At 43.7% G+C, this 15,676-nt stretch carries 20 protein-coding genes; 4 read left to right on the forward strand and 16 right to left on the reverse strand.

Going from position 1 to position 15,676, the window contains the following annotated elements; translation table 11 throughout:
* Window positions 1–316 precede the first annotated feature (316 nt).
* The 4 genes from sodA (at window position 317) to PluTT01m_RS00400 (ending at window position 2,901) form a co-directional block, all read left to right on the forward strand.
* A complete protein-coding gene (sodA, locus tag PluTT01m_RS00385; RefSeq protein WP_011144481.1) occupies window positions 317–943 on the forward strand; it encodes a superoxide dismutase [Mn] in 627 nt (208 codons plus the stop codon).
* Between the two features lie 118 nt (window positions 944–1,061).
* Entirely contained in the window at window positions 1,062–1,733 is a 672-nt protein-coding gene (gene yiiM, locus PluTT01m_RS00390) for a 6-hydroxyaminopurine reductase (protein ID WP_011144482.1), read from the forward strand.
* A gap of 384 nt (window positions 1,734–2,117) precedes the next feature.
* Complete coding sequence (locus PluTT01m_RS00395) at window positions 2,118–2,708, forward strand: RNA polymerase factor sigma-70 (RefSeq protein WP_011144483.1); 591 nt, start codon at window positions 2,118–2,120, stop codon at window positions 2,706–2,708.
* The gene (locus PluTT01m_RS00400) at window positions 2,701–2,901 is read left to right on the forward strand and encodes an anti-sigma factor family protein (RefSeq protein ID WP_011144484.1); all 201 of its coding nucleotides are present in this window, start codon (window positions 2,701–2,703) and stop codon (window positions 2,899–2,901) included. Before PluTT01m_RS00395 ends, PluTT01m_RS00400 begins: the two co-directional genes overlap by 8 nt.
* Before the next feature lie 10 nt (window positions 2,902–2,911).
* On the opposite strand, the gene PluTT01m_RS00405 is transcribed toward PluTT01m_RS00400, so the two are convergent.
* From PluTT01m_RS00405 to pilM, 16 genes are all read right to left on the reverse strand, one after another.
* Window positions 2,912–3,391: a DoxX family protein gene (locus tag PluTT01m_RS00405; protein WP_011144485.1), complete on the reverse strand. Its 480-nt coding sequence runs from the start codon at window positions 3,389–3,391 to the stop codon at window positions 2,912–2,914.
* Between the two features lies 1 nt (window position 3,392).
* Entirely contained in the window at window positions 3,393–4,142 is a 750-nt protein-coding gene (locus PluTT01m_RS00410; RefSeq protein ID WP_011144486.1) for an HvfC/BufC N-terminal domain-containing protein, read from the reverse strand.
* Window positions 4,111–5,034 carry an MNIO family bufferin maturase gene (bufB, locus tag PluTT01m_RS00415; protein WP_011144487.1) on the reverse strand — a complete coding sequence of 308 codons (924 nt, stop codon included), beginning with the start codon at window positions 5,032–5,034 and terminating at the stop codon, window positions 4,111–4,113. The genes PluTT01m_RS00410 and bufB overlap by 32 nt, the downstream gene beginning before the upstream one ends.
* Before the next feature lie 27 nt (window positions 5,035–5,061).
* A complete protein-coding gene (locus PluTT01m_RS00420) occupies window positions 5,062–5,355 on the reverse strand; it encodes a BufA1 family periplasmic bufferin-type metallophore (RefSeq protein WP_011144488.1) in 294 nt (97 codons plus the stop codon).
* Window positions 5,356–5,549: 194 nt separating this feature from the next.
* A complete protein-coding gene (locus tag PluTT01m_RS28135; RefSeq protein ID WP_109791225.1) occupies window positions 5,550–5,663 on the reverse strand; it encodes a DUF4160 domain-containing protein in 114 nt (37 codons plus the stop codon).
* A 394-nt stretch (window positions 5,664–6,057) separates the two neighbouring features.
* Window positions 6,058–7,095 (reverse strand): tryptophan--tRNA ligase, encoded by a 1,038-nt coding sequence (gene trpS, locus PluTT01m_RS00430; RefSeq protein ID WP_011144490.1) that lies wholly within the window; start codon window positions 7,093–7,095, stop codon window positions 6,058–6,060.
* Window positions 7,096–7,099: 4 nt separating this feature from the next.
* The gene (locus tag PluTT01m_RS00435) at window positions 7,100–7,804 is read right to left on the reverse strand and encodes a phosphoglycolate phosphatase (protein WP_011144491.1); all 705 of its coding nucleotides are present in this window, start codon (window positions 7,802–7,804) and stop codon (window positions 7,100–7,102) included.
* Window positions 7,794–8,474, reverse strand: coding sequence for a ribulose-phosphate 3-epimerase (gene rpe, locus PluTT01m_RS00440; RefSeq protein ID WP_011144492.1), 681 nt, complete (start codon window positions 8,472–8,474; stop codon window positions 7,794–7,796). Before rpe ends, PluTT01m_RS00435 begins: the two co-directional genes overlap by 11 nt.
* Before the next feature lie 60 nt (window positions 8,475–8,534).
* On the reverse strand, window positions 8,535–9,347 hold the full coding sequence (dam, locus tag PluTT01m_RS00445; protein WP_011144493.1) for an adenine-specific DNA-methyltransferase: 813 nt from the start codon (window positions 9,345–9,347) through the stop codon (window positions 8,535–8,537).
* 84 nt (window positions 9,348–9,431) lie between these two features.
* Window positions 9,432–10,358, reverse strand: coding sequence for an SPOR domain-containing protein (locus tag PluTT01m_RS00450; RefSeq protein ID WP_011144494.1), 927 nt, complete (start codon window positions 10,356–10,358; stop codon window positions 9,432–9,434).
* Window positions 10,359–10,650: 292 nt separating this feature from the next.
* Window positions 10,651–11,751, reverse strand: coding sequence for a 3-dehydroquinate synthase (gene aroB, locus PluTT01m_RS00455; RefSeq protein ID WP_011144495.1), 1,101 nt, complete (start codon window positions 11,749–11,751; stop codon window positions 10,651–10,653).
* Between the two features lie 47 nt (window positions 11,752–11,798).
* Window positions 11,799–12,320, reverse strand: a complete 522-nt coding sequence (gene aroK, locus PluTT01m_RS00460; RefSeq protein ID WP_011144496.1) for a shikimate kinase AroK — start codon at window positions 12,318–12,320, stop codon at window positions 11,799–11,801.
* 369 nt (window positions 12,321–12,689) lie between these two features.
* A complete protein-coding gene (pilQ, locus tag PluTT01m_RS00465) occupies window positions 12,690–13,724 on the reverse strand; it encodes a type IV pilus secretin PilQ (RefSeq protein WP_011144497.1) in 1,035 nt (344 codons plus the stop codon).
* Window positions 13,717–14,262 carry a hypothetical protein gene (locus PluTT01m_RS00470; protein WP_011144498.1) on the reverse strand — a complete coding sequence of 182 codons (546 nt, stop codon included), beginning with the start codon at window positions 14,260–14,262 and terminating at the stop codon, window positions 13,717–13,719. The genes pilQ and PluTT01m_RS00470 overlap by 8 nt, the downstream gene beginning before the upstream one ends.
* Window positions 14,249–14,803 (reverse strand): PilN domain-containing protein, encoded by a 555-nt coding sequence (locus PluTT01m_RS00475; protein ID WP_011144499.1) that lies wholly within the window; start codon window positions 14,801–14,803, stop codon window positions 14,249–14,251. The genes PluTT01m_RS00470 and PluTT01m_RS00475 overlap by 14 nt, the downstream gene beginning before the upstream one ends.
* The gene (gene pilM / locus PluTT01m_RS00480) at window positions 14,803–15,633 is read right to left on the reverse strand and encodes a pilus assembly protein PilM (RefSeq protein ID WP_011144500.1); all 831 of its coding nucleotides are present in this window, start codon (window positions 15,631–15,633) and stop codon (window positions 14,803–14,805) included. The genes PluTT01m_RS00475 and pilM overlap by 1 nt, the downstream gene beginning before the upstream one ends.
* Between the last annotated feature and the right edge of the window lie 43 nt (window positions 15,634–15,676).

Raw genomic sequence — 15,676 nt, forward strand, 5'->3', positions numbered from 1 at the left:
AAGAGAATTTTTGTTTTTTTTTTGCGCGGAAGATCACGCAATAAAAAGAATATTTTTCACGTGATTGTCATTTAGTGTTGCAGGTTTATTTAGGTTTAATTGCTAATCAAAAATAGTAATTCAAAATCCTAATCCAATAATAATGTTTAATATAGACAAATTGACTGATAAGTTACTGAAACACAGTTGTATGATAAAACCATAATAAGAATATGGTATTGATAAGCATTTCCAATAATATTTAATTAACTATAATGATCACGTTGTTCACAAGGTGTGGACTTTGAACCATTCTTATATGACTGGAGTACATGATATGAGCTATTCATTACCTTCTCTTCCTTATTCTTATGAAGCTCTGGAACCTCATTTTGATAAGCAGACGATGGAAATCCACCATACCAAGCATCATCAGACTTACGTTAATAATACCAATAGCGCCCTAGAAGCCTTCCCTGAGCTGGCAGGACTGGGTATTGATGATCTGATTCAGCAATTAGATAAGATACCTGCTGATAAACGTACTTTTGTTCGTAATAATGCTGGTGGGCACGCTAACCATAGCTTGTTTTGGAAAGGTCTGAAATTAGGCACAACTCTGCAAGGCCCATTAAAAGAAGCTATTGAGCGCGATTTCGGTAGCATAGATTCTTTTAAAGAGAAATTTGAGCAGGCAGCGGCTACCCGTTTTGGTTCTGGCTGGGCGTGGCTAGTACTGAAAGATGATGGCAAACTGGCAGTTGTATCGACTGCTAACCAGGATAGCCCATTAATGGGTGAAGCGATTTCTGGTGCATCTGGTTATCCGATTACTGGTCTGGATGTTTGGGAACACGCTTATTACTTACAGTACCAAAACCGTCGTCCTGACTATATTAAAGCGTTCTGGAGCGTTGTTAACTGGGATGAAGCAGCGAAGCGTTATCAGGAAAAAGTGAAATAACTTGCTGAATAATTTCTCTTTTCTGCTATGCCGGCTGATATGACTGCCGGCATTTTTATTGGTTGAATGTTGGTTTATGATGGTGATGTCAGACTGATTTCAATAAGGAAAGTGAATTATGTATTGTCCGCAGGTATATACGGGTAAAATTGAAATATCAGGAAAACTTTCTGCCAGCGCAATTAACAAACGGATGGTTGATGGTGGCCTGCGTCTGACTTCTCTAGGATTAGACGGTGATGAGCAGGCCGAAACCCATTTCCACGGCGGCCCTGATCGTGCACTTTGTCATTATCCTCGTGAACACTATGATTTCTGGAAACATCAATTTCCTGATCAAGAAGATTTTTTTATTGCTCCAGCGTTTGGTGAAAATATTTCCACAACTGGGTTGACTGAAGAAAATATTTGTATTGGTGATATTTTCAGTTGGGGAGAGGCAATGATTCAAGTAACTCAGCCTCGTTCGCCTTGTTACAAACTTAATTGTCATTCTGGTATCAGCAATTTTTCTGCCATTATGCAGGAGAGTGGCCGTTGTGGCTGGCTTTATAGAATTATTGCAGCGGGAAATGTCAGCCCAGATGAACCTCTTGTTCTTGTTTCCCGTAATAGTGATGTTTTCGTTAGGGAAGCGATAGCAATTGCTTTTAATATGCCATTTGACGAAGAGCAATATCGTCGGTTGATGAGTGCCGCTGGGTTATCTGCCAGTTGGAGCCTGACTATGCAAAAGCGGGTGATGTTTGGAAAGATTGAGGATTTTAACCGTAGGTTGTTCGGGAAATAATAAAATGTGCACGTGGTGAACGTGCACATTAGCGCTGACACTGTTTTTCTGATATCCATTGCATTTCGTCTTAATCTATTAGTTGGGCAACGACAAGAATGTTTCCAGCCTCCGTGCGATCCAACAGACGGTTAAACTTAGTTCGCTAGCTAGCAGTTACTGAACTACTGATACTTTCCTCCATGATCTGATGGAGGTGAACGAAAAATAAGCTGCTCTGGGGAAAGACACTTCCCCTGCTGTACAAAAAACAGATTTAATTTAGAATTGTCCCCGTTTCCCAAACGGTCCCTAAGTCATGTGAGTGAATTTAAGCGATTCCGCCAAAATGGTGTTTCGTAATATCCGGTTATCCCGAATAATCCTGTTAAGATAGAAGCCACAATGTCCGATATCAATAATCTGCTGCGGGATCCGCAGTTTTTTTCCATGCTGCATAAACAGATGTTGCAGTTTGCCATCTTGCAGTTGAATGATTTTCATCAGGCGGAAGATGTTGTTCAAGAGGCGCTGGAAGGGGCGATGAAGAATGCCTCTTCTTTTGCCGGACGAGCCGCCTGGAAAAGCTGGGTGTTTACGATCCTGCGCAACAAAATCTCGGACGCCTTGCGTATGCGTTATCGGCACAGCAGCGTGCAACTGACTGATGATGTTGATGAGCAAAATTTCGAAGCGCTGTTTGATGAGTCTGGTCATTGGCCGCGAAACGAGCATCCGCAGTGCTGGCATTTACCGGATGAAGTGGCCGAGCAGGAGCAATTTTGGACGATTTTCGAGCTTTGTCTGACACAGTTGCCAACGCAAAACGCGCGGGCATTTATGATGCGCGAATTTATTGGTCTTGAGACTCAGGAGATCTGTCAGGAGATGGCGCTCTCTGTCAGCAATCTGAATGTGATGCTCTGGCGTGCGCGTATGCGTTTACGTGAATGTTTGTCACAACGCTGGTTTTCCCATGAGGATAAATATGCTTAGTTGTTACCAAGCTACACGCCTGATGTCTCAGGCGCTGGATGAAAAAATCGTGCTTTCTCAACATGTTCAGCTAATGCTGCATTTGAAAATATGCGACGGGTGCCGAAACTTCAGACAACAGCTTGCCGACCTGCGCACTATGACTTCCGCATTCGCTCGTGGCGAAAACGAGAATCAAAATAAAGTAACGTAGGGAAGGGGAATCAGGTACGATGGCGGTAAATCAGGCGATCAAGCGAAAACCTCCCACCGCCATAAGTCATCAGATACAACTGAGCCGTCAGCCAGGTAGCATGGACAGGCCAGGCATCTGGATAAACAAATATCTGAATCACCAGCGTCATCACCATTAATGCTAGCGCGGAGAAGCGTGTTGCTAATCCGACAATCAGCAGCAGCGGAAACAAGTGTTCTGCGGTCGCGGCCATGACAGCAGCAACATCAGGTGGTAGCAGAGGAAGCTTGTACTCGTTGGTAAAGAGCGACACGGAGCTGTCGGTAACGCGCGGAATCCCTAGTTGCCAGGGTGTGCGTGTCTCCAGAATATCTATGTTTAATCCAACCACTTTGCTTTGGCCCGATAGCCAAAATGTTGCGGCAAGGCTAATGCGTGCCAGAAGGGGAAGAACATTTTCCTGCGCAATATGTTGCCCTTTTGACCCTAATGTTTTGAGTAATGCCATCTTAGCGCTCCGTGTTGCTATATAGAGAAAGGATCAGTCCATAGTGTTGCATGCGTTGTAAAACCGACTGAGGTTCAAAAGTTGCATCCTCTCCGGCGGCGATCTCTAAGGCTTCGGTAAGACATCGACCAGACTGGAGCATGGTAACAAACTGCATTTCCGCACGGCTGAGCAACATTATTCGTACGTCGTCGTCAACGCGGCACAGTAGCATATGTTCCGGCTGGAATGGGTCCAGCATCATCTCGTTTTCACTTTGTTGGTGTGAGGCCCACAGGCTGAAGACGGCATAATCTGAACTGAAGAGCCGTACCGAAGGATGGAGCGCCATCAGCAACTGTGCGGGATCGTCAATGGGGGCCGCTTCTGCCGTCTGTTCGGCAGGGTCCGCCGCGTGCAGTGATTCGATAAACAACATTTCCAGCCGGGTGAGATCGCTCAGCCAAGGCCAGTCTGCCAACGGCTGAAATGTCGCAATCCAGTCCGGCAATTGTGCGCCATAGCCTGCCAAAACAGGAGAGGGAGGCGGTTGTTGACGTATAAACTCCGCTGCCATCGCACGAAAAAAGCACTCTCCGAGCTGAGCGAGAAGGACGGGGCAGTTTTCGGCCAGTGCATCGATTAGCGATGCTATGACATTATTACGATAAACCGCAAAACGTACCGCCGGATCGCTACCGTTCCAGGTTGTCAGCCCCTCTGGTACCATGAGGTCGGGATCAAGAAGTGCTTGATACAGTTGTTGTTGCATGTTTCTTGCTCTCCGTAATGTAATGCTGGGCATGGCTGGCTTCGTTCAGCAGCACGTCTAATGGTGGAATATTGCTGTCCCATTCGATCAGGGTGGCGATCGGCCCTGTTTTCCGCAGGGTTTTGTTATAGAGATCCCAGACAGGTCCGGTCACATGACTGTCGTGTGAATCAATCAGCAGCAGGTCGTTTGCCCCATCGCGGCTTTCCGTATAACCTGCCAGATGAATTTCACCGACACGGTGAAGTGGCAGCTCTAATAACATCTGCCTTGGGCAGCGATTATGGTTGACGCCACTGATGTAGAGATTGTTCACGTCCAGCAGTAGCCCACATCCGGTGCGGCGTACCACCTCGGAGATAAAGTCAGTCTCGCTCATGGTTGAGGCACTGAACTCAATGTAGGTGGATGGGTTTTCCAGCAGAATGGGACGACGCAGCGCATTCTGTACTTGATCGATGTGTTCGCAGACCCGCGTCAGCGTGACGTCGGTATAAGGCAGTGGCAGCAGATCATTGAGAAATAGATCGTTGTGAGTCGACCAGGCAAGGTGTTCAGAAAAAACGGCCGGCTGGTAGCGTTCAACCAGCGCAGCAACCCGCTGTAAATGGGTCTGATTCAGAGGATTTTCTCCTCCGATGGACAGGCCCACACCATGAATAGAGAGCGGATAATCTTGGCGAATGGTGGTCAGTGCCTGATGAAATGGACCACCCGCAACCAGATAATTTTCCGCGTGAATTTCAAAAAAACCAATGTCGGGTTTATTGTGCAGAATAGCGCGAAAATGCTCCGGCTTTAACCCGATCCCTGCTCTGGCTGGAAGCCTATTTAGCATGAGGCGGTCAGGAGCATCACGAGAGACGCTATGTGAGGGCAAAGAAACTGTCATCGTATGAGCTCCTGTTTAATGTCGGAATTACACTTCTTTAAATGCGTCCAGTTGACCAAAACCAGTCGGGGAGGTCGGAGACTTCATTTTTACGCAGGAACCCGCCGGTACCATTTTCCAGGCATTACCCTGATAATCCTTTTTTGAGGTACCAGCACAGGTGGTGCCTGCACCTGCTTTACAGTCGTTTTTCCCTTTCAGAGAAACGCCATAGCATTTCTCCATTTTGCTGCCGGAATCCGCCATTGCTGAAGTGCTTGCCGTAATAAATACGCTGCCTAAAGCCAGGGCCAGTAATGCTTTTGTCGTTTGCTTAGTCATAGAACATTCCTTTTATATTTGTGTAGAAGGTGAATTACTGCTTTGCTGAAACAAGCATTTGCTTCACTCGATTAGTCGCACCACACATTAATTTCTTACAGTTAATATGAGAAAAAAAATGATTTTTTTATAGTTGACTGATTTTTAATGACTTATTTTTGTGAATCAGATATCGGTCTGTACAAGAAACAGGCTTATTTTAGGATGTTTTCTATATGTTCATCGTAGTAGGCGTGAAAGCGGGGTGGGTTGTGGTCGTCATAGTACATTTGTATCAGGATGCCAAAAAACTTCCGATTAAACCTCATAAAAAGCAGGTGTTAAAAGTGGTAAAAACAACGGTCAAAACCTTATACCGATTAAAACTAGAAGGTAAAACAACGGCCTTTAATCATGGTTTAAAATCTGCCCATCATAAAACTATTAATGGAAAATAAACCGCTTTAATAATATTTTCAACCGCAGAATAAATTTTTTAATAAACCAGTTAAATAATCGAATATGAAAAATATGAATACCTTAAATAGGTCAGCTTAAGCTTGCTTTACACGGTTTTAATCTGCCCAATCGTATTGCTTTTCTGTCTGATTAAGCTACCAGGCTTTTTATCATCGATGATGTAAAAATACGCCTCGTTTTTTAAATGGATTTTTCTGTAGTCTGAAATGTGCACGTAGTAAACGTGCACATTTTATCTTTTAATTAAGGGTGAGCAATAAAGCCAACAGCTTCATACACTTTATCTAGCGTAATTTGGGCACGGGCTTTTGCCTTCGCTGCACCTTCTGCCATGATTTTGTTCAGCAGGATTTCATCATTACGGAAATAGTGGAAACGCTCTTGTAGCTCAGTCAACATACCGGAAACGGCATCAGCAACAGCACTTTTTAGATGACCATACATCTGGCCTTCAAATTCTGCTTCCAGTTCGGGAATGGTTTTGCCAGTAACACCCGCGAGGAGATCTAATAAGTTGGAAACCCCCGGCTTTTGTTCCAGATCGTAGCGAACACGAGGAGGTTCTTCTGAATCTGTGACCGCGCGTTTTATCTTTTTAGCCGCTGATTTTGGATCTTCCAACAGAGCGATAACGTTGTTGCGGTTATCATCTGACTTGGACATTTTCTTTTCTGGGTCTTGAAGAGCCATAACACGGGCACCACCGGTTGGGATAAACGGCTCTGGTACAGCAAAGATATTGCCGTAGATGGCATTAAATCGTTGAGCAATATCACGGCTCAATTCAAGGTGTTGTTTCTGATCGATGCCTACAGGAACCTGATTTGTTTGGTATACCAAAATATCCGCCGTCATCAGTACCGGATAGTCAAACAAGCCTGCATTGATGTTTTCGGCATGACGAGCTGATTTGTCTTTAAACTGAGTCATGCGGCTGAGTTCACCGAAATAGGTATAACAGTTTAGAATCCAGCTTAACTGAGCGTGTTGTGGGACATGAGATTGGACAAAAATGGTACTTTTCTCTGGGTCAATGCCACAAGCCAGGTAGAGCGCCAGTGTATCCAGAGTGCGTTTTCTCAACTCTTTTGGGTCCTGGCGCACTGTAATTGCATGTTGGTCAACAATGCAATAGATGCAGTCATAATCATCCTGCATTTTAACCCACTGACGTAACGCCCCCATGTAGTTACCGATGGTTAATTCACCGGAAGGTTGTGCGCCGCTGAATACAATAGGTTTTTGGGAGTTTAGTGTTTCAGATACAGTGGGTTCATTCATTTTATTATGCTTCCTGAAGTTTTAAAGATGGGAGGCCAATTGTGGATAGTAGATCCGAAAAATTCGTTAATATGCAATCTGGATTGCTTAATGCAATAGATTCACCGTAGTTATATCCATAAGTTAAACCAACACAAGGGCAACCAGCCGCTTGTGCTGCTAAAATATCATTACGGGAATCACCGACAAAGAGCAGTTCTTCCTTACGCAGTCCGAATGTGCCCATTGTTAAATAAATAGGTGCCGGATGTGGCTTTTTCTCTTTAACATCATCACCACCTAACACTAATGAAAAATATTCACTGATGTCTAAAGAAGCTAACAGAGGAGCAATGAAAGGTGTTGGTTTATTGGTGATGATACCCATTGGCAAGTTGTGTTTTGCCAGTTCAGCCAATGTAACTTTGACTTCCGGGAACAGTTGGCTGCCTGTTGTTACGGTTGTTTCATAGAAACGGTCGAACAGCTCACGGGTTTCTTTATGCAGTTGCGCAGTCAATTTGGTTCTAGCCCATGTCAACGCACGTTCGACCATAATGTCTGCGCCATTACCGACCCAAGCTGCAACTCGTTCTTTTCCCGCAGCAGGGAGACCTTTGGCTAACAGCGCTTGATCCAGTGCATCAGCCAAACCACCGGCGCTGTCTACCAGTGTGCCGTCCAGATCAAAAGCGATAGCACGAATACCTTTTAATACCTTACTTGCCATGAGATACCTTTGACAATTCACTACGCATATTATCAATAACAGTTTTGTAATCAGGCTGGCTGAAAATAGCTGAGCCAGCAACAAACATATCTGCTCCTGCGGTTGCTGCTGCGGCAATATTACTAGCTTTAATGCCACCGTCTACTTCAAGACGAATATCATAACCGCTTTCATCAATAATTTTGCGAACCTGACGCAGTTTCTCTAGTGTTCCAGGGATGAAAGATTGGCCACCGAAACCGGGATTTACCGACATCAATAGAATGATATCCAGTTTATCCAGGACATAATCGAGATGACTCAGAGGCGTTGCAGGATTGAATACCAAGCCAGCTTTACAACCATGCTCTTTGATGAGTTGTAAACTGCGGTCAATATGCTCACTGGTTTCTGGGTGGAAGGTAATGTAAGTTGCTCCTGCTTTGGCAAAATCAGGGATAATGCGGTCAACCGGTTTTACCATCAAATGAACATCGATTGGTGCAGTGATACCATAATCTCTTAGAGCCTGGCAGACCATCGGCCCGATAGTCAGGTTAGGGACATAATGGTTGTCCATCACATCAAAGTGAACAACGTCAGCCCCTGCTGCCAGCACCTTATCTGTATCTTCACCCAGCCGCGCAAAATTTGCAGATAAAATGGATGGGGCAATCAGAAAGTCTTTCATTATCTTCTCCAAATCGTTTCTATCATCCCTTAATTGCCAAGCAAAAGGGGAGTGGATAAATCAGCGATATAATGCCAAAAGTTCGTCTACCTTACTGCGAGCAAGGATATTCCTGCTGATAGTACGACGTGCTTTGACAATATGAAGTGAAGCCTGATAGTACCATTTTCGCGTCATTGGCGTATCGTGGTTGGATATCAAAACAGGAATTGCACGTTCTGATGATAACTTAAATGCAATATTTGCCAGATTTTCCTGATCTGCAATGTTAAAACTATTGGTGTGATACGCCGTAAAGTTTGCTGTTGCTGACAAAGGAGCATAGGGGGGATCACAATAGATAACTGAGTCTTTATGTGCTTCGTTCAACGTGTGTTGGTAGTGCTCGCAGATAAAAGTCGCATTTTGGGCTTTTTCAGCAAACCAGTGTAATTCTTCTTCAGGAAAGTAGGGTTTTTTATAACGGCCAAAAGGTACGTTAAATTTACCATGAGAATTATAACGACAGAGGCCGTTGTAACAATGGCGATTGAGATAAAGGAATAATACGCTGCGATGGAACGGGTCAGTGCTTTGGTTAAATTGCTCCCGTAACTGATAAAAATGTTCGGCTGTATTGTATTCTTGGGTAAACAGAGGGCGTGTGTGGACTATAAACTCATCAGCCCTGAGCTTTACTGTGTTGTACAGGTTAATCAGGTCACTGTTGATATCAGCGAGGATATAAGAATCGTAGTCTGTGTTCAAAAAGACAGAACCTGCGCCAACAAATGGCTCTATCAGACGACTACCGGCTGGCAGATGACGTTTGATATCATCTACCAACGGGTATTTTCCACCGGCCCATTTTAAGAAAGCGCGTTTTTTTTTCATGCTGTCAATTAATTACTCAATCATTCCAGAGCCGCAGATTGTACTCTGTTTAGGACAGCATATCAGCGCCTAATAAATATTGTTTTATTTTCTTAGATCTTGTTGCACTTGCTGCATCGTTCTAACCCAAGGTTTTTTCGCCTGAATCTCGGCCGGTAGAGATGAAACAGCCCGTTTGGCTTCAGAAACGGAAGGGTAATCACCATGAATTAAAACAAACCAAACTTTTTCATTACGTTTAGTTTCATAAACTTTGTAATGGGTAAGATTATGCTTTTTAGCAAAAGCGGTCAGTGTATCTGAGCGGCTGGCACTACTTAATTGCAAAGTGTAGTGGTTTGCCGGGGTTTTTAATTGATCACTACTGGTGCTACTGACCACATTGTTTTTACTGCTAGCATGACTTGTCGATGGTTTTGATTTAGCCGGTGTTTCTGATTTCAGTGGACGGATATTTTCTGATTTCTGCTGTACCACCGGTGGTGGTGTTACTGGCTGTGATTGTTGGGCTTGATTCAGATTCTGTACTGCGTGATTTATATTACTCTGTTGTTGAGTCAGTGCATCAGGAATATTTCCTGGTAATTCAATGCGCTGATTTTGGGTTTTGCCATTGTTAGTTTGAAGCTGATGAGGTTGAGTTGAAGTACCACTGACAGGAGGAACATGGATTTCCTGTGGTCTGTTGATTGTATCTGTGGTGGTATTCTCTGATGTTATGGATTGATTATCATCGTTGTTGGATGATGAATTTGATAAATCAATATTCTTCTCAGCAACATTTGGCGATTGCTGTTTTTCATGTTCAGTTGGGGCTTTTAAGGCAGAACTGATAGCAATAATCAGCAGTAGCAGCACTAAAATCCCAATGCCGAGCATCATTTGCTGACGTGAAACTGCAAATTTGGGTTTGTTTAATGGCTGACGCGAGCGTGAAGGACGGCGATCTGAGGTATCTGGCCTAAACTCGTTATTTGCTCTTTGTTCATTTTCTGATTTGAATTCGTCCATATGCCCTCCAAACAGAGCCAAGTACTGCCAATTGCAATTGAAGTCAGTCCGGCAGGCTGACTTAACGAAGATAGAAATTTGTCTGATAGAGTCGTTATTTTATGACACAACAACCAGATGTATGCAAAAAAACATTTATACCCGTTATCTTTCAAGTTGCCTCTTTGTTGGCTGCGCTCACTCACCCCAGTCACATAGTTCTCTATGCTCCCGGGGATTCGCTCCCTTGCCGTCGCGATCCATCTTGAAATCCATAGGATATGATACAATAAGCATACAACTTACTTAAAATTTACACATTTTCATACGGTAAACACTGAAGGATAGCGTCAACAACACAGTTGTGTTCAATATCTGAGCGAAGATCAGCTTTACCTATTTTTGTTGGAAGAACCAGTCGTAATTTACCTGCTATAACTTTCTTATCTCGCATCATATGTGGGAGGTAGGCTTCTGGTGGCATGTTTTGTGGCCCGTGTACCGGCAGATTTGCTCGCTCCAACAATCGGATAATACGTTGAGTATCCTGTTCAGAGAAATTATCAATAAGTTGAGCTGTTCTTGCTGCCATGACCATTCCGGCGGAAACTGCTTCCCCATGTAACCAGACACCATATCCCATTTCTGTTTCGATGGCGTGACCGAAGGTGTGACCAAGATTCAGCAGGGCACGCAAGCCACTCAATTCTTTCTCATCTGCGGCGACAACTTCAGCTTTCAATTCGCAGCAACGACGGATGCAGTGAGCCATTGCTTGGTTGTCAAGAGCCAGGAGTTTATCCATATTATCTTCAAGCCAGCTAAAAAATGCGCTGTCAAGAATGATACCGTACTTGATGACCTCTGCCAGACCGGAAGAGAGTTCGCGGGCTGGAAGCGTTTGCAGGCAGTTGAGATCGACCATCACAGAGGCTGGTTGATAGAATGCACCTATCATATTCTTGCCAAAGGGATGGTTTACTGCGGTTTTTCCTCCGACAGAGGAATCAACTTGGGCAAGAAGGGTGGTAGGCATTTGAATAAAACGGACACCACGTTGATAACAGGCAGCGGCAAAACCAGTTAAATCACCGATTACGCCGCCACCGAGAGCGATAAGTGTTGTGTCCCGGCTGTGGCTATTTTCCAGCAAAGCAGAAAATACGTCATTTAATACAGAAAGAGATTTGTACTGTTCACCATCAGGTAGAATCACTTCATCTACCCGAATCCTGGCTTGTTGCAAAGTAGCTTTTACTTTTGCCAGATACAGCGGAGCTAGGGTTTGATTCGTCACCAGCATAACTTGCTGGCCTGCTTTTAATGGTGCAAAAGCAGAAGGATCGTCAAATAGCCCTTTTGCAATGGTAATTGGGTAACTACGTTCCCCTAAAGTGACAGTGATCTTTTCCATAAGCAGCCTTCGCCTTAATTATTTATCGCTGTACAGACTTGCTTGAATCAGTTTTTTTCCAGTAACTCAATGATTTGGTTAGCGACAACTTTAGCGCTCTGTTCATCGGTACGGATAGTGACATCAGCAATTTCCTCATACAGAGGATTACGTTCGTTTGCTAAATTTTCTAAAACTTCACGTGCTGGTGCATCAACTTGAAGTAAGGGACGTTTTTTATCGCGCTGAGTGCGTGCTAACTGTTTTTCAATGGTGGTTTCCAAGTAGACCACGACCCCACGGGCTGACAGACGATTGCGGGTTTCTCTGGATTTCACAGAACCTCCGCCAGTCGCCAGTACAATGCCTTGTTTTTCCGTGAGTTCGTTAATCACTTTTTCTTCGCGTTCGCGGAAGCCTTCTTCGCCTTCCACATCGAATACCCAGCCCACGTCAGCTCCGGTACGTCGCTCAATTTCTTGATCGGAGTCGTAAAACTCCATATTGAGTTGCTGAGCTAACTGACGACCAATAGTGCTTTTGCCGGCACCCATAGGCCCAACCAGAAAGATATTACGTTTCTCTGCCATGTTTTTGGTATTACTAAGACTATTCGTTAATGATAACCCGCCCCGCTAATCAAATCAGCAGCGGGACCTAAACTGAAACCTCATGAGCGGTAATGTGAGATCAGATAACAAAATTATCTCAGTACATCAGCCAGTTTTGCAACTATATAAATCAACGACGAGCTTTTTGTGACGGAAGCTCTGGTTTCATTGGCTGATTATTGTGATGTTAAACCCGACCACTCAATTAGTTAACTCTTGTATGCTAAATTGGACTCAGCGTCAAATCTATAAACAGGATTAGTTGGAAAAATCTGCGCATCATCATACGGAATAGTTAAGTTTTTTATATCCAACTCACTGATATAACGGTTATATTTTTATTTTTGATCAAATGTCCATCAATTGAGGTGTGATAAATATGACTAACTCACGTCGGCTGTGTTTATGAGCTTTTTGGTTAAATAATGAGCCGAGTAGTGGGATGTCTGATAGATAAGGGACCTTTTGGGTTTGCTCGCCTTTTTTCTGTTGAAAAATGCCACCGAGAATAAGTGTTTCACCATTTTTTACAGTAACTTGAGTTATTATTTCCTGTTTGTCGATGGTTAAATTTTCACCTCCTCCTTGACTTATTGAGATCCCTGGCATGTTTTGACTGATTTTTAGAGAGAGTCTGATTTTGTTTTTTCTCAGTATATGGGGTGTGACTTCCATTCCTAGTACGGCTTCTTTAAATTGCACGGTACTTTTCTCTTTTTCTTGGCTGACGTAGGGAATATCAGAGCCTTGCTTGATGCTGGCTAACTGTTGATGTGAGGCGGTTAGTCTTGGGCTAGCGATAATATCTAGTTGGTTTTCTTGTTCTAAGGCACTGAGCTCCATTTCCAGCAAACTGGTGTGAATGCGGGCAATATTGAATGCAAATCGATGCATGTTATCGTTGGCTGCTTGGTTGATATTGAGGCGGTTTATACCCGTTGATGTATTAATCTGCTCTCCTATCGGCATACCCCAGTAAATGCCGAGTTCATGTAATGCTTCTCGGCTACTGGTCACGATATGTGCAGTAATCTGCACTTGTTGCTGTGGTGTATCTATCTCTTTCAGCCAGCTTTTTATCTGTGCGATGGCGATGGGGGTATCCTGTAAAATCAGACTGTTAGTTTCAGGATCAAAATCAACTTTACCCTCTTTTGTTATCAGTGCGGGCGTATTTTGCCTGAGATTCATGGCGATTCTTTCTGCATCTGCATATTGTAATACGGTTGAAAGGGACTGAATTTCGGTCTCATTGACTGATTGATCAAATAACTCAACCGATTGCTCTTCTGTCTCTATCATCGGGGGAACAAAAGGATTTCTTATTTCTGCAACAACAATAGCGGGCAGAAAAAGGATGAATAGAATAAATTTTTTAGTCATAAAATTCCTCATGTGAGGCTTCTGACAGGGTGATTTTGACGTTTAGAGATTCACCTGATGGTGAAATGGAAAGCTGTTTAATTAGCAGCGGTGGATATAACGTTTGTAACGCCTCAAGAAAACTCAGCATCTGTTCGTAGTTCAAATAAATTGTGATTTGCCAGAGCGTTTTTTCCCCTTCTTTTTTACGTTGCCACTCAAGAACTTGCGCACCAGAGTTTATCAATGGCTGTTGTAATTGTTTTATTGCGGTAATTTTTACCTCATTTTGTCGCGGCTTACTGAGTTTATTTTCTATTTGGTTGATGTGTTGTCGTATACCTCCCAATAGCGGTAGCTGATTTAGCCGTTCATTGGCTGCTTTGGTATTGATTTGTTGGGCTGCTATTTTTTGCGCCAGGCTACTTCGTTGTTCAGTTCTTTCTTGCCAGAAGAAAAGATAAAACAGAATCAGAAATAGCATGATGATAGCTTGCTGCCAGATAAAGAGCAGCCAGGTTGGTTTGGCAAACCACCATAGATAGTCACTTTTTATCATCGGATATCTCCGTCTGCCAGTTAGCGTCAATAATAAATTGCCTGATTTGTTGTTCGGTAGTGGTCATCTTTTTTAGTTGAATTTCAGACAATTGCCCGTTGTTTTCAAGATTATCCAGCAGAGACGTCATACTGGAATAATCCAGACTATTAGCAACCAGTTTTAATTGGCCTGCCTGATCATCGAAAGCGGTTAACCAACTTCCTTCTGGTAATAATTCAGGTAATTCATTAAATAATTGCCAATGTTGTTGGTTCTGTTTCAGCCACGTTTGTTGTTGTTTTAATTTATCGGCCAGTTTGTTGTGAAGATTGACCGCCTCCTCTGTCTGAGTTATCTGTTGTTGCAAATATAATTGTTGCTGGTTGAGTTGCTGCCATTGTCTTTGATACTGGTTAATCGTTTCCTGCTGTTTTAATAACATCCAGACGAGTACTGTCAGCCACAACATCAATTGCAATAAGAGAAGAATCGCCCACCAACGATAACGATGTCTTAGCCGGGTTTGGCGCCAAGGTAGAAAATTAACCTGATACATCATTACTTATCATCCGGTCTGAGTGCTAAACCACCGGCTATCACATATTCCATCAGTTGGATTGGCAGTGGTGGTTGATAGTGACGAAATGCTGTCAACATATCCCAAGAATAAGTTCCTTCAGGTAGAGCTTCTTGTTGGTAGCTGCTGTAGTAAACCGGCTGTTCAGCCATAGATGAAGCAGATAATTGACGGATAATCTGCTGTGGAGAAACAGCCGTATTTGCTGATACTAAATCATAAGCGAAGGGGGCATTGGCAGGAGATACCCATAGCCAACCAGATTGTTGCCTATGTAACAGCCAACTATCAGCGGGAACGCCGGCATATTGTGCTATATAGCGTAGGGCACAAGGGGCAATATCAATGGCGTCTGGAAATATTCCTGCTTGTGCAAGACATTGTAGCCAGAGGTTGAGATCTTTCTGGCGAGCGGCACTGATGTAGGCGTTTTGTTCAATAATACGGTAATCCAGCGCCAGTTCTCGGGTATTAAAGGGGAATTGTTTCTCGGCACTGGCGTTGATAAACCAGCCTTGTTCCGGCTCTTTAAGATTGATATCTGGAGGTAAAATCAGACTCTTCTGCAATGTTTGTTGTACAGGTAGGGCGAGCCTGAAACTGATTTTTTTAGGTAATTCTTGGCGCCATTGATTTAAAATATCACATAATATTTCTGGCCGTTGTAAACGGCCCTCTGGCATGACCGCATCAGATAAAAGATATTGCCAGCAGTGGCGAAGCTGCCAGCCATCTCGGCGTTTTATAGCTGCGACGGCGCGAAGGATGCCATTTTGGATGTCCAATCCGACATACCATTTTGGTGAATACATATATCGATCTCCATATCAGTAATTTTAATAAAAGACCATATTC

This window comes from Photorhabdus laumondii subsp. laumondii (genome assembly GCF_003343245.1).
GTDB classification, from domain to species: Bacteria; Pseudomonadota; Gammaproteobacteria; order Enterobacterales; family Enterobacteriaceae; genus Photorhabdus; species Photorhabdus laumondii.